The organism is Nioella aestuarii, from assembly GCF_050896395.1.
GTDB classification, from domain to species: Bacteria; Pseudomonadota; Alphaproteobacteria; order Rhodobacterales; family Rhodobacteraceae; genus Nioella; species Nioella aestuarii.
In genome coordinates this window covers 186990-208923 of sequence record NZ_JBPBBA010000001.1, presented here as the reverse complement: position 1 = coordinate 208923, position 21934 = coordinate 186990, and the positions used below count along the sequence as shown (strand labels likewise).

Annotated in this window: 21 protein-coding genes; 9 read left to right on the top strand and 12 right to left on the bottom strand. The window is 61.8% G+C overall.

Annotated features, from left to right (window positions below):
• Nucleotides 1-4: 4 nt before the first annotated feature.
• The gene (locus ACROHD_RS01095; RefSeq protein ID WP_432675421.1) at nucleotides 5-2074 is read left to right on the top strand and encodes a capsule polysaccharide biogenesis protein; all 2070 of its coding nucleotides are present in this window, start codon (nucleotides 5-7) and stop codon (nucleotides 2072-2074) included.
• 207 nt (nucleotides 2075-2281) lie between these two features.
• Here ACROHD_RS01095 and ribD read toward each other — a convergent pair whose 3' ends face one another.
• The 4 genes from ribD to ACROHD_RS01075 form a co-directional block, all read right to left on the bottom strand.
• Entirely contained in the window at nucleotides 2282-3391 is a 1110-nt protein-coding gene (ribD, locus tag ACROHD_RS01090; RefSeq protein WP_432675420.1) for a bifunctional diaminohydroxyphosphoribosylaminopyrimidine deaminase/5-amino-6-(5-phosphoribosylamino)uracil reductase RibD, read from the bottom strand.
• A gap of 3 nt (nucleotides 3392-3394) precedes the next feature.
• Nucleotides 3395-3862, bottom strand: coding sequence for a transcriptional regulator NrdR (gene nrdR, locus ACROHD_RS01085; RefSeq protein WP_432675419.1), 468 nt, complete (start codon nucleotides 3860-3862; stop codon nucleotides 3395-3397).
• 123 nt (nucleotides 3863-3985) lie between these two features.
• Nucleotides 3986-4408: a secondary thiamine-phosphate synthase enzyme YjbQ gene (locus tag ACROHD_RS01080; protein ID WP_432675418.1), complete on the bottom strand. Its 423-nt coding sequence runs from the start codon at nucleotides 4406-4408 to the stop codon at nucleotides 3986-3988.
• A 43-nt stretch (nucleotides 4409-4451) separates the two neighbouring features.
• A complete protein-coding gene (locus ACROHD_RS01075; protein ID WP_432675417.1) occupies nucleotides 4452-4640 on the bottom strand; it encodes a hypothetical protein in 189 nt (62 codons plus the stop codon).
• A 146-nt stretch (nucleotides 4641-4786) separates the two neighbouring features.
• Here ACROHD_RS01075 and dnaG point away from each other — a divergent pair, with 146 nt between their 5' ends.
• The 3 genes from dnaG (at nucleotide 4787) to ACROHD_RS01060 (ending at nucleotide 9623) form a co-directional block, all read left to right on the top strand.
• On the top strand, nucleotides 4787-6715 hold the full coding sequence (gene dnaG / locus ACROHD_RS01070) for a DNA primase (protein WP_432675415.1): 1929 nt from the start codon (nucleotides 4787-4789) through the stop codon (nucleotides 6713-6715).
• An 83-nt stretch (nucleotides 6716-6798) separates the two neighbouring features.
• Nucleotides 6799-8784 (top strand): RNA polymerase sigma factor RpoD, encoded by a 1986-nt coding sequence (gene rpoD / locus ACROHD_RS01065; RefSeq protein WP_432675414.1) that lies wholly within the window; start codon nucleotides 6799-6801, stop codon nucleotides 8782-8784.
• Between the two features lie 26 nt (nucleotides 8785-8810).
• Nucleotides 8811-9623: a Stf0 family sulfotransferase gene (locus ACROHD_RS01060; protein ID WP_432675413.1), complete on the top strand. Its 813-nt coding sequence runs from the start codon at nucleotides 8811-8813 to the stop codon at nucleotides 9621-9623.
• A 167-nt stretch (nucleotides 9624-9790) separates the two neighbouring features.
• Here ACROHD_RS01060 and ettA read toward each other — a convergent pair whose 3' ends face one another.
• Nucleotides 9791-11446, bottom strand: coding sequence for an energy-dependent translational throttle protein EttA (ettA, locus tag ACROHD_RS01055; RefSeq protein WP_432675412.1), 1656 nt, complete (start codon nucleotides 11444-11446; stop codon nucleotides 9791-9793).
• A 125-nt stretch (nucleotides 11447-11571) separates the two neighbouring features.
• On the opposite strand from ettA, the gene ACROHD_RS01050 reads away from it, so the two are divergent.
• A complete protein-coding gene (locus ACROHD_RS01050; RefSeq protein WP_432675411.1) occupies nucleotides 11572-12999 on the top strand; it encodes a C69 family dipeptidase in 1428 nt (475 codons plus the stop codon).
• Between the two features lies 1 nt (nucleotide 13000).
• Here the strand turns inward: ACROHD_RS01050 and ACROHD_RS01045 are convergent, their stop codons facing one another.
• The 4 genes from ACROHD_RS01045 to nthA all read right to left on the bottom strand — a co-directional run bounded on the left by ACROHD_RS01045 (nucleotide 13001) and on the right by nthA (nucleotide 15624).
• A complete protein-coding gene (locus ACROHD_RS01045; RefSeq protein ID WP_432675410.1) occupies nucleotides 13001-13873 on the bottom strand; it encodes a bifunctional helix-turn-helix transcriptional regulator/GNAT family N-acetyltransferase in 873 nt (290 codons plus the stop codon).
• A gap of 116 nt (nucleotides 13874-13989) precedes the next feature.
• Nucleotides 13990-14304, bottom strand: a complete 315-nt coding sequence (locus tag ACROHD_RS01040; RefSeq protein WP_432675409.1) for a nitrile hydratase accessory protein — start codon at nucleotides 14302-14304, stop codon at nucleotides 13990-13992.
• 25 nt (nucleotides 14305-14329) lie between these two features.
• On the bottom strand, nucleotides 14330-14983 hold the full coding sequence (nthB, locus tag ACROHD_RS01035) for a nitrile hydratase subunit beta (RefSeq protein ID WP_432675408.1): 654 nt from the start codon (nucleotides 14981-14983) through the stop codon (nucleotides 14330-14332).
• Nucleotides 14983-15624, bottom strand: a complete 642-nt coding sequence (gene nthA / locus ACROHD_RS01030; RefSeq protein ID WP_432675407.1) for a nitrile hydratase subunit alpha — start codon at nucleotides 15622-15624, stop codon at nucleotides 14983-14985. Before nthA ends, nthB begins: the two co-directional genes overlap by 1 nt.
• Before the next feature lie 99 nt (nucleotides 15625-15723).
• Here nthA and ACROHD_RS01025 point away from each other — a divergent pair, with 99 nt between their 5' ends.
• Nucleotides 15724-16326 carry a nicotinate-nucleotide adenylyltransferase gene (locus ACROHD_RS01025; protein WP_432675506.1) on the top strand — a complete coding sequence of 201 codons (603 nt, stop codon included), beginning with the start codon at nucleotides 15724-15726 and terminating at the stop codon, nucleotides 16324-16326.
• Here the strand turns inward: ACROHD_RS01025 and ACROHD_RS01020 are convergent.
• The gene (locus tag ACROHD_RS01020) at nucleotides 16323-17171 is read right to left on the bottom strand and encodes a DMT family transporter (RefSeq protein WP_432675406.1); all 849 of its coding nucleotides are present in this window, start codon (nucleotides 17169-17171) and stop codon (nucleotides 16323-16325) included. The genes ACROHD_RS01025 and ACROHD_RS01020 overlap by 4 nt on opposite strands.
• Before the next feature lie 132 nt (nucleotides 17172-17303).
• On the opposite strand from ACROHD_RS01020, the gene dacB reads away from it, so the two are divergent.
• The gene (gene dacB, locus ACROHD_RS01015) at nucleotides 17304-18758 is read left to right on the top strand and encodes a D-alanyl-D-alanine carboxypeptidase/D-alanyl-D-alanine endopeptidase (protein ID WP_432675405.1); all 1455 of its coding nucleotides are present in this window, start codon (nucleotides 17304-17306) and stop codon (nucleotides 18756-18758) included.
• A gap of 109 nt (nucleotides 18759-18867) precedes the next feature.
• Nucleotides 18868-19902, top strand: a complete 1035-nt coding sequence (locus tag ACROHD_RS01010) for a DMT family transporter (protein ID WP_432675404.1) — start codon at nucleotides 18868-18870, stop codon at nucleotides 19900-19902.
• A 4-nt stretch (nucleotides 19903-19906) separates the two neighbouring features.
• Here the strand turns inward: ACROHD_RS01010 and ACROHD_RS01005 are convergent, their stop codons facing one another.
• Both ACROHD_RS01005 and ACROHD_RS01000 read right to left on the bottom strand, forming a co-directional pair.
• Entirely contained in the window at nucleotides 19907-20326 is a 420-nt protein-coding gene (locus ACROHD_RS01005; RefSeq protein WP_432675403.1) for a tellurite resistance TerB family protein, read from the bottom strand.
• A 120-nt stretch (nucleotides 20327-20446) separates the two neighbouring features.
• Nucleotides 20447-20929, bottom strand: a complete 483-nt coding sequence (locus ACROHD_RS01000) for a cupin domain-containing protein (RefSeq protein WP_432675402.1) — start codon at nucleotides 20927-20929, stop codon at nucleotides 20447-20449.
• A 100-nt stretch (nucleotides 20930-21029) separates the two neighbouring features.
• Here ACROHD_RS01000 and ACROHD_RS00995 point away from each other — a divergent pair, with 100 nt between their 5' ends.
• A complete protein-coding gene (locus tag ACROHD_RS00995) occupies nucleotides 21030-21920 on the top strand; it encodes a LysR family transcriptional regulator (protein ID WP_432675401.1) in 891 nt (296 codons plus the stop codon).
• Nucleotides 21921-21934: the final 14 nt, after the last annotated feature.

Here is a 21934-nt window from a genome sequence, read left to right as displayed (position 1 = left end):
CCATATGACGGGCCACGCCCAAGACACGCCTGCCGGAGCCACAAAGCCCCGGCGGGCGTTCTATTTTTCCGGCGGGTTCCTGACCAACCGCCGGGTTCGACGCATTCTGGACCTGTCAGGCTTTGACCTATCGCTTGGCAAACCGGGGCCGCAGGACGATGTTTTGGTCTGGGGCCACAGCCCTTATGCCGCGCGGGGCGAGAAAGCTGCCGAGGCGACCGGCGCCAATGTGGTCAGGGTTGAGGATGCATTTCTGCGCTCGCTCCACCCCGGTCGGTCGGGCGAACCGCCGCTTGGCCTGACAATCGACCGGCGCGGTGCGTGGTTCGATAGCCGCCAGCCATCCGATCTGGAACATCTGCTGGCCACACACCCGCTGGACAATACCGCGTTGCTGGACCGCGCGCGCGATGCCATTGCACGGATGCGTGAGGGGCACCTGACCAAATACGCCGCTGTCGATCCTACCAAACCCGCCCCGCCGCCCGGCTATGTTCTGGTGGTCGACCAGACCAGGGGCGACGCCTCGATCCGGCTTGGCGGCGCCAACGAACGGACCTTCCGAGAAATGCTGGTGCTGGCGCAAGAGGAGAACCCCGGCGCACGCATCGTGATCAAGACCCACCCCGAAACCAATGGCGGCCACCGTCCGGGCCATTACGGGGCCGAACATGCCAGCGACCGGATCAGCCTGTGTTCCGATGCCGTTTCGCCATGGGTGCTGATGGAAGGCGCGACTGTCGTCTATTCCGTGTCCTCTCAACTGGGGTTCGAGGCGATTTTGGCCGGTCACAAACCGCAGGTTTTTGGTCAGCCCTTCTATGCCGGGTGGGGCCTGACCGAGGATCGCAACCCGATTGATCGGCGCAGGCGACGCCTGACGCGGGCACAGTTGGTTGCGGGGGCGCTGATCCTCTATCCGCGCTGGTACGATCCCTATCGCGACCGGCTGTGCGGGCTGGAGGATGTGCTGTCCACGCTGGAAGCCGAGGCGCGGGCCTGGCGGCAGGACCATCGCGGACATGTGGCCGTTGGTATGCGGGCATGGAAACGGGGGCCCTTGCAGAAAGTCTTCGCGGTGAATGGTCCCGCCTTGCGCTTTGCCGAAACGCAGTCTGAGGCCACGCGCCATGGGCGCCCTGTGATGGTCTGGGCCGGGAAGGAAACGGAAGAGCTGAGAGCGGCCTGCCAGCGATCCAATTTGCCCCTGGCTCGCATTGAAGACGGTTTTCTCAGGTCGCGCGGGCTCGGGGCGGAGCTGGTCCCACCGCTCAGCCTGGTGCTGGACGATCAGGGGATCTACTACGATCCCACCTGCGTCAGCCGTCTGGAACTGCTCATTGCAGAAGCCGCGGCGTTTGCCCCCGCTCGCTTGCGCCGGGCCGAACGGCTGATGGAGGCGCTGATCAGCACCGGGGTCAACAAATACAATCTCGGCGGCGCAACGGCGCTGCCCGATACAGGCGGCCGTGAGGTGGTGCTGGTGCCGGGGCAGGTGGAGGATGACGCCTCGATCCGGCTTGGCGCGGGCGAAGTGCGGACGAACCTTGCGCTTTTGCAAACCGCCAGGAATCGATGCCCCGACGCCTTCCTGGTCTACAAGCCGCATCCCGACGTGGAAGCGGGTCTGCGGCAGGGGCATGTGGCGCCCGAGGATCTGGCGAGGCTGGCGGATCATGTCGCGGCGCAGGCCGACCCGATCGCCCTGATCGAGGCGGCGGACAGAGTGATAACGATGACATCGCTTCTTGGGTTTGAGGCCCTGCTGCGTGGCGTGCCGGTCTGTGTGACGGGCACACCCTTCTATGCAGGCTGGGGCTTGAGCGAAGACTTTGGCCAGAGTCCTGCCCGACGCAGGGCGCGACCGTCGCTTGCGGCGCTGATCCATGCCGCCCTGATCACCTATCCACGCTACCACGACCCGGTGACTGGCAGGCCATGTCCTGTTGAAGTCGTGGTAGAACGGCTGGCCTCGGGAACGATCCCGGCCCCGGCCATGCGCTTGCGTGCCTTGGCAAAGCTGCAAGGCTGGTTCGCAGGTCAAGCCTGGCTGTGGCGGCGGGGCAGACGCTGAGCCGGGTCTCGGTATGGGGGCGCGTGCAGTTTGCGAAAGCCAATTTTCTTCGAAGAAAATTGTACCGGCCCCGGCGTCTAATACTGACTGACGATAGCTGTTTCGCCGCGCCTTTGGCGCGTCGATCCGCGCGGCCCGTACCGGGCCGCGAAAATGCTCTTCGAAGAGCATTCCCGGGGGCGCTGCCCCCGGACCCCCGGAGTATCTTCACCAAGAAGAAGGGGAACGTGCCCATTCATGAAGGATGTCCGCGCCGATCCTTCGGGTGGCAAGCAGGTGGAATCGCGGCGCTTCTGCTAACGTGGCCAATCCCATTGCTCCTATTGCCGGTTGGCCTTCCGCGCCGATCGCCAGACCTGCGGTGAACCCCACCAGATCATCCACCAAATCGGCCGATAATAGCGAGGCCGCAAGTGCCCCCCCGCCTTCGCAGAACACCGAGGTCAGCCCTTCGCGGCCGAGGGTCCGAAGGGCCGCGCCGGGATCCACCTGGCCGCCTGCACCGGCCTCCACGACAAGTACCCGCGCGCCGAGCTCTTCCCACGCAGCCCGCAAATCTGCATCGGCACTTTCCCCACACAGAAGCCAGACCGGCACATCCCGTGCGGTGCGTGCAATGGCCCCATCTTGTGGCAGATCCAGATGGCGCGAGATCACGACGCGCACCGGCTGGTGTGCCGCACCCAAGCCGCGCACGGTCAGCGAGGGATCATCGGCCCGTGCTGTCCCCGCACCCACCATCACCGCATCATGGCGCATCCGCATGGCGTGGACCGCGCGGCGCGCATCGGGTCCGGTGATCCACTGGCTTTCACCGGTCGCTGTTGCGATGCGTCCGTCAAAGGAACTGGCGAGCTTCAAGGTCATGCTTGGGCGACCCTTTTGCACCCGTGACAGAAACCCGCGATGTGCACGACGGGCCTCGTCCTCCAATACCGGGCCGGTGACAGCTACACCTGCCGCGCGCAGCCGGTCGATGCCGCTGCCATCCGTGCGAGGGTCCGGATCACGCATGGCAACCACAACCCGCGCCACCGAGGCGCGGATCAGCGCGTCAGCGCAGGGCGGCGTCTGTCCCCAATGGGCGCAGGGTTCCAAAGTCACATAGGCGGTGGCCCCAACGGCGTCGTCTCCAGCCTGTTCCAGTGCCTGCGGCTCCGCATGGGGGCGCCCACCCGGTGCGGTCCAGCCACGACCGACCACACGGCCCTGTTTGACGATCACGCAGCCCACGGCCGGGTTCGGCCAGACCTGACCCGCCCCGCGCGCGCCAAGGCTCAGCGCATGGCGCATCCAGCGGGCGTCGTCCTGGGTCATTGCTCAGCTTTCGGGTTGAGACGGCGGCCGTAGCTCGGCCACGAAATCCTCGAAATCATCTGCGGCCTGGAAATTCTTATAGACACTGGCGAAGCGTACGTAGGCCACGGTATCGATCCGAGCCAGCGCTTCCATCACGATCTCACCGATCTGCTTTGATGGGATGTCAGTCTCGCCCATGCTTTCCAGCCGCCGGACGATGCCGGATATCATCTGGTCGATCCGCTCTGGATCCACGGGGCGTTTCTGCATCGAAATCCTGATCGAGCGTTCCAGCTTGTCTCGGTCGAAATCTTCGCGTTTGCCGCTGGATTTGATCACCACCAGATCGCGCAGCTGCACGCGTTCATAGGTTGTGAACCGACCTCCGCAGGCGGGACAAAACCGGCGACGGCGGATCGCGACATGATCCTCTGCCGGGCGTGAATCTTTCACCTGGGTATCAACATTTCCGCAAAACGGGCACCGCATGGGCCAGCCCCCCTATTCCACTCTGCTCTGCCATTAGGGTCTGATGCCCCAGTTATCCACAGGTACTATAGGTCAGCCGCGAGACCTTGGGTAGGGGGGATTTGTCACCCCCAAGATAAGGGGTCACCCGGGTAGCAGCTTGGCCACAACCTGGCGCCGATGCGGGCGGGTGCGGTGTTCCACGACATAGATACCCTGCCATGTTCCAAGCAGCATTCGCCCGTTGCTGACCGGGATGGTCAGGCTTACGGGCATGATCGCAGCCTTGATGTGAGCGGGCATGTCGTCGGGGCCTTCATAGGTATGCGTCAGATAGGACATCGACGGATCGGTGGTGGGTGGCACCAGCCGGTGAAAATAGGCCGTCAGGTCGGTCTGCACCTCGGGATCGGCATTTTCCTGTATCAGAAGCGAGGCCGAGGTGTGCTGGATATGAAGGATCAACAGCCCCTCGGACGCAGACAACCCCGCCAGCCATTGGGCCAGCGAGGTGGTGAATTCGTAAAGGCCGGGGCCATTTGTGGGAATCTCGAACGGGGTCAGCATGGGGGCAGACTGGTCCAAACCGGACCCGGCGTCGAGACCGACCTTAGTCGAAACTGGCGTGAGCGGCGATCACATCGTCAGCCAGCACGGAGTTAAGGGTATTGGCGGGTTCCCGGGCAGCAACACTGAGCATTGAGACAACGGCAATGGAGAGGCCGCACAGAAAAGCGGTCAATACAATCCAATCGACGGTCACAGCCCCGGACTCGGTGTATAAGAACTTGGCAAACATTTCGCGTTTCCTCTCGGAAGCGCCCCCTAATCGCCTAAATGACGTCACAATGTGCCCGCATTCGGGCGTGATTGTGGCAAAACTGTGAAAATCGACCTGTCTGCGGCTTCTGGACTTCCCCTCGCCTCCGCAAGATACTCCGCCACATGAGTCTACCCCCCGGTTTCCTAGATGAGCTTCGCACCCGAATCTCCCTCACGCAGGTCGTGGGGCGCAAGGTCACGTGGGATCAGCGGAAGTCGAACCAGGGCAAAGGCGACATGTGGGCGCCTTGCCCCTTCCATCAGGAAAAGACGGCCAGCTTCCATGTCGATGATCGCAAGGGGTTCTATTACTGCTTTGGCTGCCATGAAAAAGGCGATGCCATCAGCTTCGTGCAATCGACCGAAAATGTAGGCTTCATGGAAGCGATCGAGATCCTCGCCCGAGAAGCCGGGATGCCTATGCCAGCGCGCGACCCGCAGGCACAGGCCAAGGCCGATCGGCGGACTCAACTGGCCGAGGTGACAGAGGCCGCTGTGGCTTGGTACCGGCTGCAATTGCGCGCGTCCGCTGGCACGCAGGCGCGGGCCTATGTTGACCGGCGGGGCCTCGATCAGGCAGCGCAGGACCGGTTTGAACTGGGCTATGCACCTGGATCGCGGCAGGGCGCGTTTCAGGCGCTGAAGGAAAAGGGCCATGACCCTGAACTGATCGTGGCAGCCGGGATTGCCAGCAAGCCCGACGATGGCGGCGCGCCCTATGACGCGTTCCGCGACCGGATCATGTTCCCGATCCGCGACCCGCGCGGGCGTTGCATCGGCTTCGGTGGCCGGGCGATGGACCCAAATGCACGGGCGAAGTACCTCAATTCCCGCGAGACAGAGCTCTTCGACAAGGGGCGCGCATTGTATAATCACGGGCCTGCGCGCGAGGCTGTGGGCAAAGGTCAGCCGCTGATCGTCGCCGAGGGCTATATGGACGTGATCGCGCTGTCGCAGGCCGGGTTCACCGGCGCCGTCGCGCCCCTTGGAACCGCCATCACTGACAATCAGCTGCACCTTCTTTGGCGCATTTCCGATGAACCGATTGTGGCGTTGGACGGTGACCGTGCCGGGTTGCAGGCCGCAATGCGCCTGATCGACCTGGCCCTGCCTTTGATGGAGGCGGGCAAATCTCTGCGCTTCGTGCTGCTGCCGCAGGGCAAAGACCCCGATGACCTGATCAAGGAAAAGGGTGCGAGCTCGATGCAGGATCTGCTGGATCGCGCCGATCCGATGGTCAAGCTTCTGTGGCAACGCGAAACCGAGGGTAAGGTGTTTGACAGCCCCGAACGCCGCGCCGCGCTGGACAAATCGCTGCGCCAGGCCATTGGCCAGATCAAGGATCCGTCCCTGCGCCACCACTACGGGCAGGTGCTCAAGGACATGCGTTACGAGTTGTTCCGCACTTCCCGCCCGGCCCGCGCCGCGTGGCAGCCGGGCCGCTTCCCGCAGCGCGCCGTTGCCACGCCCATGGCCGAAACCCGTGCCACGCCGTTGGCCGCAGGTGCGATGACTGATCTGGACATGCGCTCTGCCCTGATCCTCGCCACGCTCTGTGTTACTCCGGCACTGATCGACGAATTTGAACACGCGCTCGACCGGCTAGACCCCGTTGACCCCGATCAGGCGCGTCTGACAGGTTTCCTTCTTGGCACCCCGGAACGTGACCCTGACGCTCTGCGCGCGGCGCTCGAACATGCTAATTTGTCTCGAACCCTTGAAAACTTGCTCTCACTGGGCCACGTGCGTATTTCGCCTTGCGTGCGCGCGCCCGGTGATACGGAAAAGGCGGCGCTCTGCCTGGCCGAGGAATTTGCAAAGCTCGCGGCGCGGCGCGGCATTCAGGACGAAATGGCCGAAGCGCTGGAGGATCTCGACGATGGGGACGAATCAAGACTTGGTTGGCGTTTGAACAGCGCACTACATGCCCGGCAACAGGCCGAATCACCGAAGACTGGCAGCAGTTCAGCATCACCAGAGGACGAAAGCGTGCTGTCCAAACGCTTGCGGGACTTGATAGAAAGCCGCGTGTGGGAGAAGAAAACCCGCTAGCGCGGGTGTGCGAATCAATGATTCGCGCTTAGAACAGAATTTGACGCATGGGGCGAATCATCCGCCCGCGAAGGGGATACCGTATGGCAAAAGATACCGACGATCGTAAATCCGACGGTGAAGAGGCTGATGTCAGCCTCGACATGAGCCAGGCCGCCGTCAAAAAGATGATCGCCGAGGCCAGGACGCGGGGGTACATCACCTATGATCAGCTGAACACGGTGCTGCCGCCTGAACAGGTCAGCTCGGAGCAGATCGAAGACGTGATGTCGATGCTGTCCGAAATGGGCATCAACGTGATCGAAGATGACGAGGCCGAGGAAGATCCAGAGGCGCAAGGTTCGACTGCCGTGGTCGAAACCTCTTCGTCGCGCGATGTCGCGGTGTCCACCGCCGAAACTGAAAAGCTCGACCGCACCGATGACCCGGTTCGCATGTATCTGCGCGAAATGGGGTCCGTCGAACTGCTGTCCCGCGAGGGCGAAATCGCAATCGCCAAGCGCATCGAGGCTGGCCGCAACACGATGATCGCAGGGCTTTGCGAAAGCCCGCTGACCTTCCAGGCCATCACCATCTGGCGCGACGAACTTCTGGACGAAGAGATTCTTCTGCGCGACGTGATCGATCTCGACGCCACATTTGGCAGCTCGCTGGAAGATGACGATGAACAGTCCCCAGTCGAACAGGGCCTGTCCACGGGGGCACCAAGCGCCGAGAAGAAGGAAAAAGAGCAAGAGCTGGACGCCGACGGCAACCCGATTTCGTCTGACGATGACGAGGACGAGGATGAGCAGGCCAACATGAGCCTTGCCGCGATGGAAGCGGCCCTAAAGCCCCGCGTTCTGGAAACGCTGGACCGCATCGCCTCGGACTACGAACAGCTTGCCGCCATGCAGGATCTGCGGATCTCGGCCACTCTGAACGAGGATTCCAGTTTTTCTGCGACCGAGGAATCGGTCTACCAGAAGCTCCGCTCTGAAATCGTTCTGCTGGTGAATGAGCTTCATCTCCATAACAACCGGATCGAAGCACTGATCGACCAGCTTTATGGCATCAACCGCCGCGTCATGTCGATTGACAGCGGCATGGTGAAACTTGCCGATCAGGCCCGTATCAACCGCCGTGAATTTATCGAAAGCTACCGTGGCTATGAACTGGACCCCACCTGGGTCGACCGCATGGCCGAAAAGCCGGGGCGTGCCTGGCAGGGGCTTATGGAACGCTCTCGCGACAAGGTGGAAGAACTGCGCGCTGACATGGCACAGGTCGGCACCTATGTGGGTCTCGACATCAGCGAGTTCCGCCGCATCGTGCAGCAGGTTCAGAAGGGTGAGAAAGAGGCCCGTCAGGCCAAGAAGGAAATGGTCGAGGCCAACCTGCGTCTCGTGATTTCCATCGCCAAGAAATACACCAACCGCGGCCTGCAATTCCTCGACCTCATCCAGGAAGGCAATATCGGCCTGATGAAAGCGGTCGATAAGTTCGAATATCGTCGCGGCTACAAGTTCTCGACCTACGCGACGTGGTGGATTCGGCAGGCTATTACCCGGTCTATCGCCGACCAGGCCCGTACGATCCGTATCCCGGTCCACATGATCGAGACGATCAACAAGCTGGTCCGTACAGGCCGCCAGATGCTGCATGAAATCGGCCGCGAACCGACGCCGGAAGAACTGGCCGAAAAGCTGCAGATGCCGCTCGAAAAGGTTCGCAAGGTGATGAAGATCGCCAAGGAGCCGATCTCTCTGGAGACGCCGATTGGCGACGAAGAGGATTCGCAGCTCGGTGATTTCATCGAGGACAAGAACGCGGTTCTGCCGCTCGACAGTGCGATTCAGGAAAACCTGAAAGAAACCACCACCCGCGTTCTGGCATCGCTGACCCCCCGCGAAGAGCGTGTGCTGCGTATGCGCTTCGGCATCGGCATGAACACTGACCACACGCTGGAAGAAGTCGGCCAGCAATTCAGCGTCACCCGCGAACGTATCCGCCAGATCGAGGCGAAAGCCTTGCGAAAGCTCAAGCATCCGAGCCGGTCTCGGAAACTGCGGAGCTTTCTTGATCAGTGAGGCGACTGTTTCGTAGGATTGGGTTCGTGACCGCGAAGCACTTGTCTGAAGCGGTGTCTGACGTGGTGTCCACTAAGGTTTCAGCGAAGCCTCATGAAGAAAAGATAGCGGAAGCTCTGAAGGAGGTCGTCTTTACGGGCGACTCTCCTGTTTTCGATCAGCCGCTTATCATTCTGGCATTCGTCAATAGAAGTGGCTCGAACCTTTTGGCTGAACACCTGCGGCAAGTTCCAGGGATAGGTGGATTTCAGGAATCCCTGAACTGGGATACCGTGACCCGGCAATCAGCCCTGTTGAAGCTCGAGTCCTTTCAGGACTATCTGCACAGCGTCGTATCTCGGCGTGGGGAAGAGCTTGGCTTTGGTGTAAAGGCGTCTGGTGAACAGATTGCCATGCTTGCGCGATGGAACATTTTTGCGATGTTTCCGGCTGTCAAAATCATCCACATTCGACGCGAGGATCTGCTCGCACAGGCGGTGTCGCTTCACTTCGCTCTCCAAACCGGGCAATGGACAAGTCAGCAAAGCGTCAAGCGCTCGGGCACCGATCCGATAGAATATGATTTCCAGTCGCTGCTCTCTAAATTTGATGCAATCGTCAAAAGCAACGAGCTGATTGACCGCGTGTGCTCTGCGTCAGGCTTTCCGCGGCGGACAGTCATTTATGAACAGCTGGTGTCCGAACCGGAAAAGGTCTTGGCCGACCTGGGATCCTTCCTGAACCTTCCACCGGATTTCACTCTTCCGAAGAAAGAAACAGTCCTTCAGAAGCAAACATCCCCGGAAAAGACAGAAATAACCAACCAGTTCCGAGCGGATCTTGCGCAGTGGCTTTTCTGATATGCGTAGGGTGGGCAGTTCTGCCCACCTTGCCTCAAAATGGGCGGCGTCTTGGGCGGGCCCATCTTGGCCGACAGGCACCGTATCCCAAAGCTTTGAAAACGCGTTCGGATTTTCTGGCTAGGATGGGTGTTTGCACCCATCCTATGCATGTTCTCTGAACGTATTTACCGCACGAACTTTTTGTACTTCACCCGCTTGGGTTCCAGCGCGTCGGGGCCAAGGCGGCGTTTCTTGTCTTCCTCATAGGCCTCGAAGTTGCCTTCGAACCATTCCACATGGGCCTCGCCTTCGAAGGCCAGGATGTGGGTACATAGGCGGTCGAGGAAGAAGCGGTCGTGCGAGATGATCACGGCGCAGCCCGCGAAATCTTCCAGCGCGTCTTCCAGCGCGCGCAGAGTCTCCACGTCCAGATCGTTAGTCGGTTCGTCGAGCAGCAGCACGTTGCCGCCTTCTTTTAGCAGCTTCGCCATGTGGACGCGGTTGCGTTCCCCGCCCGACAGGAGCCCGACCTTCTTTTGCTGGTCGCCGCCCTTGAAGTTGAAAGAGGAGCAATAGGCGCGGCTGTTCACCTGCGCATCGCCCAGTTCGATGATCTCGGCCCCGCCAGAAATCTCCTCCCACACCGTTGCATTCGCATCCAGCGCATCACGGGACTGATCCACATAAGACAGCTTGACCGTATCGCCATATTCCACAGTGCCGGAATCAGGCTGTTCCTGCCCGGTCAGCATACGAAAGAGGGTCGATTTACCGGCGCCGTTCGGGCCGATCACGCCCACGATGCCACCCGGCGGCAGGGCAAAGGACAGGTCCTCGACCAGCAACTTGTCGCCATAGGCTTTCTGCAGACCATTGACCTCGATCACCTTGCTGCCAAGGCGCGGGCCGTTCGGGATGACGATCTGGGCGCGGGTGATCTTTTCGCGCTCGGACTGGCTTGCGAGGTCGTTATAGGCGTTGATCCGGGCCTTTTGCTTGGCCTGGCGTGCCTTGGCGCCCTGGCGTATCCACTCCAATTCGCGCTCCAGCGTCTTCTGCTTGGACTTATCCTCGCGGGCCTCTTGTGCCAGCCGTTTGGCCTTCTGTTCCAGCCAAGCGGAATAGTTGCCTTCGTAGGGGATGCCGCGACCACGGTCGAGTTCCAGAATCCAGCCGGTGATGTCATCGAGGAAGTAACGGTCGTGGGTGACGATCAGGATCGTTCCCTTGTAGTCGATCAGGTGCTGTTGCAGCCAGGCGATGGTTTCCGCATCCAGGTGGTTGGTCGGTTCGTCGAGCAGCAGCATGTCGGGTGCTTCCAGCAGCAGCTTGCACAGCGCCACGCGGCGACGTTCTCCGCCGGACAGATTTGTCGGCATCGCGTCATCTGGGGGGCAGCGCAGCGCCTCAAGCGCAACGTCGATCTGGCTGTCGAGATCCCACAGGTTTTCGCTGTCGATCTCGTCCTGCAACTGCGCCATCTCGTCGGCGGTTTCATCCGAATAGTTCATCGCCAATTCATTGAAACGGTCGAGCTTGGCCTTCTTTTCGGCCACACCGAGCATCACGTTGTCTCGAACGCTCAGGCTTTCATCCAATTGCGGTTCCTGTGGCAGGTAGCCCACCTTTGCGCCTTTGGCGGCCCAGGCCTCGCCGGTGAAATCCTTGTCGATCCCGGCCATGATCTTCATCAGCGTGGATTTACCCGCGCCGTTGACGCCCACGACACCGATCTTCACGCCGGGCAGGAAGCTCAGCCGGATATTCTCAAAGCATTTCTTGCCGCCGGGATAGGTCTTGGAGACACCGTCCATGTGGTAAACATACTGGTAGGAAGCCATCGGAACCCTCATGCATTCGCGTTTCCACCCACATAGACAAGGGGGACGGGCGGGGCAATGGGCGCTTGGGGGATTGCGCGTGAACGGGAACCCGGCAATCTGGGCCTGGGCCAGGGGAGACCGTGATGAGCTACGCGATCTATGTCGGGAAAAACCATACGAAGGACGGTCACGGCTGGTTGGCGGGTTACGGCGATGAGCCGTCCTCGCACTGGCTGGAGGTCGTGGCGGGGGCGGACCATGCCCCGGATTCCACGATTGAGGTCGGTGTGGGGCCGGAAGCCGACATGCCGGGCCACCGCATCCACATCCCGCAAGCGCCCCGCACGGCAGCGCATATCAGGGTGAGTTACTCTTATTATCTCGGCGTGCCTGCCCCGATTACCAATGGCGGGTTGAATGAATACGGGCTCGCAGTGCGCGATGTTTGGTCGACCTCGCGGGCAGAGTTGATCGCGATGACGCCGGCGGACCAGACCGGCCCCAATTACAGCGACCTTGCCCGGATCGCCCTGGAACGGACCCGCACAGCGCGCGAGGCGGTAGAGGTTTGTGCCGGTCTGATCGCGGAGCACGGCGAAAGCACCTACGGGGGAAACTCGCATCTTTTTGCCGATGAGAACGAAGCCTGGGTGATGATCCAGTTTGCGGGCGGACAGGGGTTGTGGGTGGCCGAACGGTTGGGACCGGACAGCATTCGTGCCTCTCGTCCCGGCTATGTGCTGGATGTTCCCGTAGAAGAACCGGACCACCCCGATTTCCTCTACAGCGCTAATTTCGTCGACGTCGCGCGGGATCTGGGCTGGTATTCAGGCGGGGCATTCAATGCAAATGCGATCTATGGCGATGGCAAGGGCCGATGGGGCGGGGTGGAATGGATAGAGGGTGAAATGGCCCGCCGGGCCGCAGAGCGGGGCATCGGCTTCGAGGATATGATCTGGGCCATTCGGACTGAGAGGCTGACAGGCGACACGGCGGGCTATGGTCAAGTGGTGGCGCTGCGCGATCCGGGTCATGCGGGCCTGCGGTCGCTTTGGCACGCCCCTGCCGGAGCAGTTGCGGCCCCATTCGCGCCGGTCTTTCTGGGCCAGGGTGTGGTGCCTGCCGAGTTCGGCCCACATCGGTATCTCACCACCGGTGAATCACACCGTTTCATGGATATGCGCAAAGTGTTGGCAGGGGGGGACGACGTGTTGTCACTGGTGCCTCAATCTGGCGAAGCAAGTCGGTCTGCCGTGGCGGAATGCAAGCGGCTGCTCTACCTCATGGGGCTGGTAGGGCCGGCTTGCCTTGCGCGCATCCACGGGGCTTTCGCACGGCGTGAAATGCGGTTGGCGGGGCTGTCGAGCCGGATGGAAAAGGCCGCGCGGGTGCTTCTGGATCAAGGAGAAGCCATCGCCGCACAAGCAGTTCTCTCCCAGTTCAGTGCGTCGGAACTGCGCGAGGGTCTGCAGATGGTGATGGCCTTGGCCGATGGGTTGGAGGCGGAGCTGACAGCAGGCGGGCCTCTGCCCCAAGCGCCAGAACCGAAGGGGTTCGATCAGCTCTGGTAGATCACAGGCGCTTCTCGAAGAACATGTCCGGGTAAGGGTCGTCGTTGAAACGGTCGATCTCGGTCCAGCCGGTTTTACGGTACAACGCGGCAGCTTCTGGCAGCGCCGAATTGGTGTCGAGCCTGAGCGTGCTGATCCCCAGATCGCGTGCGGTATCCTCTGCCCCCGTCATAAGCCGGGAAGCCAGCTGCAAGCCGCGAGCGGCGGGCGAAACCCAAAGCCGCTTGATTTCGGCCACCGGGGCGCCGCTGCCCTTGAGGCCCACGCAGCCAATCGGCAACCCATCTGACATGGCCAGCAGGAACACGCCGCGCGGACGGATCATGTCGGCGGCATCAGGATCGCGGGACAGGTTCACGTCGAAGCCGGTTTCGAAACGGCGTTCCAGTTCCTGGTAATACTGCGTCAGGCAATGGATCGCTTCGGGGCTGCGCGGGTCTGCCTCCGTGATCCCGATGCGGTCCTGCCCGAGCGCCGTGGCAATCAGGTCCATCGCGTCAAGGATCGCCTGCGGACGCGGGTGACGGGCCAGGATGGCTTCGGCCCGGTCGTCGGACAGGCGTTCATATTCTGCAAAGGCGGTTCGGCCTGCATCGGTCAGATGGGCGATGCGTCTGCGGCTGTCATCTGGGCTTGGCTCTGTCGTGATCATTCCTTCGCTTTCAAGCCCGCGCAGAAGGCGGCTCATCAACCCGGAGTCAAGGCCGAGATAGTCGCGGACGTCTCTCACTTCCTGAAGCCCATTGCCGATGGCGTTGAGCACGCGGGCTGATCCGAGTGGGCGTCCAAGCCCCAGAAACGATGTGTCGAGCGCCCCGACCTCGGAGGTGACAGCGCGGTTGAAGCGGCGAATGCGTTGGATGTCTTGGGTCATTTATCTGACTTAAGTCAGGTATAATTGCTGATGCAAGGCGCACAACGCTCGAAGGCCCTTCCGCTGCGAAACAACCGAAAGACATGGCGAGGTTTCTGACCTTCTTTGCCGAGGGCTCAGCTTTGTCTGTCGCGTCCTCGATCCAGCAGCACCGGCTGGCCATGGGGCGTGCGTTCATAGGCGCGGGTCCATTCAGCCTTGCGCTCTGTCAGGTCTGCGCCGGTGATTGCCGTGGCCTCGGTCGTCAGCTCTTCCAGAGCTGCAAGTGCGGCCTCGTAATAGGTCTGGGTCGTGTCAGGTCGCCCGTCGGCTTCAGCGCGGCGCAGCTCTTCCCCGAGCGTTTCGGCCCAAGCAGAGGCGCTGAACCGACCTGCCTTCACCATCGTGTCGGCAATCGCAAGAACCTGCGCCTGCCATGCCTCGTCAAACACGGGGTCGCGGGGAGCGAGGGGGTTTTCAGGCTGGAACAAGGTAGCTTTCCCACAGTTCAAGCGTGACCGTGTCGCGCGGGTTGGCATCCGGGCCCCAAAGCTCGCGCGCGGTGAAGCTTACGGTGTAGAGGTGCTGGCCAACATGGCGGTTATGTGCGCCTTCATCGGGGAACAGATGGCTGCCATGATGAGCAATAACCTGCCCCGTGCAATCGCGTGCATAGGCAGGTAGGCGGGTATGGTTATGGGAGATCTGGCGCAGGGTGCGGACGCTGTCCCCCACGGCGAAACGCGCGGGCGCGTCCTCTGGCACCGAGAAATCCGTGCAGGCGAGGCGCACTTGCTCAACGACCTGATCCACGGTCTTCGCCTTGGCCGGGTCGGCGGGGTCCAGAACGTAGCCGCGCTCTAGGTCTTTAAGTGTGATCTGACCGGCATCAACCATCAGCATCAGGTAGTTCGTCGCCCATTTCTGGAAGTAGGAAAAGGTGAGGTAATCGCCCGGCACCATCAGTTCCAGCCCGTGGCGAAACCAGTCGATGGTCATCGAAGGGCATATGCCTTCTCGCGCCAGCCCCCACATACGCTGTTCCCAGTCATGGGCGAACGGCGCGTCGCCCTCTGCAACTGGGACGGGGCCATAGCCTTCCTTGCCGCCAAGATCGTGAATGCCATCCATCACGCGTCCCCCGCTGACAGATCGCGGTCCGTGCCGATCATCGAATTGCGGGTGACGGTCCCGGCCAGCCGTTCCTCATCCCAGTCTTCGGTCCCGGCGGGGCGTTGTGGCACCACGAGATAGCGCAACTCAGCGGTGCTATCCCAGACCCGCACGGCGACCTCATCAGTCAGGTTCACCCCAAATTCGGCCAGAACGGCGCGGGGTTCACGCACGGCGCGGGCGCGGTAGGCGGCGGATTTGTACCAGGCGGGCGACATGCCGAGGATCGAGAACGGGTAGCAGGAACACAGCGTGCAGACGACCATGTTGTGTTGCGCGTCGGTATTCTCGACCGCCTTAAGGTGGCCCGTCGCGTTGCCCTCGAATCCAAACTCCTTGATCGCTTCAGTCGCGTCCGCCAGCAGGCGCGCCTTGAACTCGGCGTCAACCCAAGCCCGCGCCACCACCTTCGCACCGCGCATCGGTCCGATATGTTCCGAATAGGCCTCAACCCAGGCGTCGATGGTCTCGGGCGCGATCAACCCCTTTTCGACGGCAAGGCTTTCCAACGCTTTCACACGAAGCGCCGGATCGCTTGGCAGGTGGGAATGAATATGCCGGTGCAGGTCGGCGGCGTGTTTGCTGTCGAATGTGGACATAGGGTTGGCTCCTTCACTGGTCTAGGGAAGGTCAGGAATGCGGGCGTGTCAACACGTGACCTCTGGACAGAGGGCGCGCGGGCCGCAACAAAGGCGGTCATGCGCGCGGGATTGCCATATGTCCGCCCCGGGATGACTGTGGGCCTGTTCGGAGGATCGTTCGATCCCCCGCATGAAGGCCATATGCATGTTAGCCGTGAGGCGTTGAAGCGGTTTGGGCTGGACCGGGTATGGTGGCTGGTCAGCCCCGGCAACCCGTTGAAGACCGAAGGCCCCGCGCCGCTGAAACGGCGGATGGCGGCAGCGCGGGCACTGATCCGGCATCCGCGTATCGAAGCCACGGATATCGAGGCACATCTGGGCACACGCTATACTGCTGAAACGTTGGAGGGGCTTTTCGCGCTCTATCCCGGTGTGCGCTTTGTCTGGCTGATGGGGGCCGATAATCTGGCAAGCCTGCATCGCTGGCAGAGATGGGATTGGATCATGGAGAACATCCCCGTTGGTGTTCTGGCCCGGCCCGGGCAGCGGATATCGGCGCGCACCGCGAAAGCCGCTCAGATTTATCGCCGTTTCAAGGTGCCGGCGGCCGGGGCCAAGGGCCTTGCCTATCGTGACACACCGGCTTGGTGCTTCCTGAACGTGCCGATGGTCGATGTCTCTTCGACCGAGATCCGGGCGCGCGGTGACTGGACGCGTTAGCGCCGTTCCCGCAGAAACAGGGTCGCTAGGCCAGAGGAGAGGATCAGGGCAAGCCCCTGAAGGGCGCGCTCTTGCGGGATTTCCGAAAAGATCAGAAAGCCGAACAGCGTGGCGGCAACCAACTGGACATAGACGAACGGTGTCAGCCGCGACGCGGGCGCCATGCCCATGGCCACGATCAGCAAAAGATTGCCAAGCGCGGAGCCAAGTGCCGACACCACCGTAAAGGCGGCGATCTCACCCGTCATCTCGGGCCAGTGCAGCGCACCGAAAGGTAGCAGCACCACCGCCCCGATCATAAGTTGGGTGATCAGCAACTGACGCGGACGCCCGGCATCTGCAAGCCAGCGTGACGCTGTCAGGTAGGCCCCATAGAAACATCCTGCAAGCATCGCAAATCCGATGCCCGGCGACAGGCCAAATCTGGGATCGACGACCATGACGACACCGTAGAACCCTGCAAGCAGAAGGGCGGTGCGCAGCAGCGTGATCTGCTCGCGCAGGAACAGCGCGGACAGGAAATAGCTCAGGATCGGGCCGACGAAAAAGACACCGAAGACATTGGCAATCGGCTCCGTTCTCAGCGCCGTCAGAATGCTGCTGATGCCGCCGATCAGAAACGCCGCGCGCAGCCAGATGCGCCAGTCCGACAGCAGCGAAAGGGCAGTGCGCGTCAGGGCAAAAGGGGCCAGCAACAGAAACCCGAGGGCAAAGCGGCTCCAGGCAGTGAACAGCGGATTTACGTCGTGAAACGCCCCAAGCAACCGCCCGGCGCTGTCCCCCAGAGGGATCAGGAACATGGCCACGACCATGAGCGGCACGGCGCGAAGCAGCGGTTGGGTCATGTTCGCGTAATACGGGGCTTTTCGATTGACCGAAAGGCTTGAGTGCTGACCCTGCCTGCGGTTTAGTGGGTGCCGGACGGATAAGAGCATTTGAGCATTATGGTTTCGAGACGCGTATTTTTGGGTGGCGCGATGGCCAGCCTCGCGCAGGGCGCGTTTGCCTCGCCGCCCGAGGTGTCCCGCATTCCTCTGCGTCGCCCCGACGGGTTCGAACTGCGCAGTCTTCCAAGCGCGGCGGATATTATCGCGCGGGCCGATTTGGGCGGGGCGGTATCTTGCGTGGTGGCCGATGCCAATACCGGGCAGGTTCTGGAAGCGGTAAGTCCCCTTCTGGGCCTTCCACCTGCCTCCGTTACCAAGGCTATGACCGCGGCCTTTGCGCTTGATCGGCTTGGTCCCGGCTACCGTTTCCGCACTCGGTTGATCGCCGATGGGTCGCTGGTCAATGGACGGTTAGAGGGCGATCTGTGGTTGGTTGGCGGGGCCGATCCGCTATTGGATACCGATGCGTTGAACGCCATGGCGCGCGATCTGGCGGATGCGGGCGTGCGCGAGGTGACCGGCGCTTTCCGTGTCGCACATAGCGCGATCCCGCATGTCACGGCCATTGACCCGGAGCAACCCGGCCATGTGGGCTATAACCCGGCTGTGTCGGGGCTGAATCTCAACTTCAACCGGGTGCATTTCGAATGGCAGCGCGGGGCCGAGGGCTATTCCGTTTCCATGGATGCACGGTCGGAATCGCTGCGCCCGCCGGTTTCTGTTGCGCGTATGCAGGTCGTGGACCGGGGCGCGCCGGTCTATGAATACGAAGCGACCGAAGAGCGAGAGGAATGGACCGTCGCGCGCGGCGCATTGGGGCAGAACGGCGCGCGCTGGTTGCCGATCCGCCGCCCGCATCTCTACGCTGCCGAAGTGTTTCAGGTTCTTGCGCGGTCGCGCGGGATCGTGCTGGACCCTGCCACGGTCGGTGACGCACCGCCCGATGGCGCATTGGTCATGGCCGAGCATGTGTCGGACCCGCTGGAAGACATCCTGCGCGGCATGATGCGGTGGTCGACCAATCTGACGGCAGAGGTTGCGGGGATGATGGCCACGCAGGCAGGCGGGGTGCGGCCAGCGGGCCTGGAAGACTCCGCTGCTGAAATGGGCCGCTGGATGGAGGAGCGTTTTGGCGTCCGGCATCAGCATTTTCTCGACCATTCGGGGTTGAGCGAAGACAGCCGGATCAGCACCCGCGAAATGGTGCGTGCGTTGGTTGGCACCGGGCCGAATGGCGGGCTGCGGCGGTTGATGAAGAACATCCCCATCCTAGACGATCAGGGCGCGCCCATCCCTGATCATCCGGTGCAGGTGGTGGCCAAGACCGGCACGCTCTATTTTGTCTCGACCCTTGCAGGCTTCCTCCGCGCGCCGTCGGGCCGCGATCTGGCCTTTGCCGTTTTTTGCGGTGATCTGCCCCGGCGCACCACCTTTGACCCATCCCAGGAGGAACGCCCACCCGGTGCCCGCAGCTACAACAGCCGTGCCAAGCACCTGCAGCAGGAGCTGATTCAAAGATGGGCGCTTGTCCATGACCGGACCTGAGCATTCGTCGCAAACAGGCGCGACAGGGGGCGTTTTACGACCTTAGATCACCAGACCTGAGCCGGGAATTTCGACTGGACGGGGCTGTTTCAATGATCGGAAGACGGTCGTGTCAGACGCTACACAGCCAACCGGCGCGGCCGCCACCCCGCGCGCGATTGAAGGCATCTCCAGTGTCATTCTGGGGATGACGTTCTTTGTCGTGCAAGACGGGATGATGAAGTCGTTGCTAGAGGACTACACCGTCTGGCAGCTCATCGTTACCCGAGGTGTTATGGCGGTTATGGTAATGGTGCCGATGATCCTTTGGTTCGGGGCTCCGCACCGGTTGATCACGCCTCTCTGGCGGCTGCATCTTCTGCGCGCTGCCCTTTTGGCAACCGGCTTTGCCGCCTTTTACGGGGCGTTCCCCTTCATGGGGCTTGCCGAGGTCTCAACCCTTTTCTTCTCCGCCCCGCTGATCATCGCCGTTCTGGCAGCAGTCTGGTTGGGAGAAAGCATTGGTCCGCATCGGACAGGGGCGCTGATTGTGGGCTTTGTCGGGGTGCTGATCGCGATGAACCCGACCGGTGAGGCTTTTAGCTGGGTCGCGCTGATGCCGCTGACCTGCGCGCTTTTCTACGCCATTGCCCAGATCCTCGCACGCCGCATCGGTGACCGCGAGACCACGCTGACAACGGCGCTCTATACGCTGGTCTTTTCCGGTCTCCTGATCATCCCCGTTGGCTGGCTGACCAATCAATTGGTACCGATCCCGCTGGAGCACACGCATTTGCAGTACACATGGGTGCTGCCAACCGGGTGGGAGCTCGGGCGCCTGGCGCTGCTAGGGGGCGTGGGTCTTGTGGGATATTTCCTTCTGACGCGGGCCTATATGGTGACTTCGGCCAGCCTCGTTGCACCCTTCGACTATGTCTATCTGCCGATCGCGTCCCTAATGGCTTATGTCCTGTGGGGCGAAGTCCCTGGGGCCGCCACATTGACGGGCATGGCGCTGATCATCCTCAGCGGGCTCTATCTGGGATACCGCGAATTGCGCTCATCCCGTGCCACACTCAGCCCCCATCCGGTGGCCCAATCCTCGGTCGCGCCCGGCAACCCTGTTGCCCCGATGACGGTGACGCTGGACGTTGAGGAGGATTGATCGCTCAGACCGTCAGATGACGGGCGCGTGCACCCCGTTCAATGGCGGCGGCGTGCAACCGGTCAATATTGAACTGGTAGCGGATTTCCTGAAGCATCTGTAGTTCGGTCTGCCGCAGCAGCCCGTCTGCCGCCGCCACATCACAAGCCAGCGCATACCCGGTTTCAAAAAGTCTTTCTGGCAGTGCATCCAGGATCAGGCCGAAAAGCGCATCAAGACCGTCTTCTTCTTCCATCAGGTCAAACACGATCCGTGACACGACGCCAAGACGATCTTCATCATACTCGGCAAAGACCGGCAGGTGATTGACGATGCGTTCGATCGTGACCAGCTCGGATGTGCGGATATTTTCGTCCGACACGGAAACGGCGATCATCAACGCAACAAGGGCGTCCTGCGGGGAGAGGGAGGGTTGTTCGGTCACGGGTCTTTGCCTTCCAATGCGATACCGACCAGAGACTAGGGTCAGCCGCTCATGGGGGCAAGGGGACGTGACGCCGCCGCGCCAGGGAGATGCGGGATGAGGCGCGGCGGCGTGTTTCGCTCAGGCGCTTCCCGCGCTGAAGCGATACTGGACAGATTCGAAACTGCCCTCGGCAAATCCATAGGTGAAGCGCAGGCCGCCAGGCCCTGCAACAACGCCATGCTCGGCACCGGCGGGCACATAAATGGCGACACCGGGGGCCATTGAATGCGCGACACCGTCGATCGTGACGACGCCCGAACCCTCTATCCCCAGGTAGAACTCCGCCGGATCGTGACGATGCGGCAGCAAGGTTCCATGAGGGCCGAACTCGGCAATGCCCAGAACAAATTCGCGCGGGACATCCGGTGTGCCGTTGATCAGCGTACGCCAGGTCACGGTGCCATAGGTGGGGTCGCCGCCTTCAAGCGCCACATCATCGGCATGGATCGAAAATGCCTCGCACGAGGGCGCGTAGGGGCTGTTGTCGGCAGGGGCATGGGCGACGAAGGGCTGCTCCTCGGCGATCAGGCTTTCGGCGGCGGCGCTGGCGAACTGGGTCATCTTGGGGTCCTTCTCTGCCCGTGTGATGGGTCGAGATTGCGCATTGTCTCGCCGTCGCACAATGCGCTAAAGGTGAGTAATATTATACGATGAGATTATGATGTCATCACGCCTTCCACCGTTCTCTGGCCTGACGGCTTTCTACGCCGCAGTGCGCCACGGTACACTGACGGGCGCAGCACGCGAACTGAATGTCTCGCAGCCCGCCGTGTCCCGCCGGATTGCCGCGCTGGAAGAGGATCTGGGCTGCCGTCTGTTTGATCGCAGCCACAAACCCGCGCGTTTGACCCAGCAAGGGCGGGAGATGATGCGCGCTTTGCGGACGGGGTTTGGCCAGATTGAAGCGGCTACCGAGACGATCCGACGGGGGAATGCCAAGCGGGTGGTGACGGTGACAGGGCCGTCGGGGTTTGTCGGGTTCTGGCTGATCCCGAAACTGGCGGAACTGGAGGCCGCGTTCCCTGAAGTGACGATTCGGATCATAAGCCAAGAGTATGGTGATCCAGACCGTTCGGGCGATGTGTCGATCCGCTACGGTCTGGCGTCAGAGGCCGACCAGCTTGCCTGCCGCATCTTGGGAGACGAAGTTTTCCCTGTGGCCAGCCCCCATTATCTGTCGCGCCATGCCAGTCCGCCGGATCTGTCGAAACTGACCCTTTTGACGATGGAATCGGCCCGTCAGCATTGGCACGACTGGCCAAGCTGGTTCGAGGCGGCGGGGGGCAGGATGCCAGACGGCGTCCGACAGCTCGACTTCAATTCCTACGCGATGCTGGTCAACGCGGCACTTGCGGGGCAGGGGGTGTGCCTGTGCTGGTCGGGCCTGTTGGACAGTTTCCTGAGCACAGGCGCCATGGTGCGGATCGACGGGCCGTCTGCCCGGTCCGTGCGCGGCTATTTCATCACCCGCCGCGACGGGCTGGCCGCCAATGAGGAAGTGACGCGAATTCACGACTGGATCGTCGCGGAAGCCATGATTCAAGGGGTCTGAATGTTGACCCCGCG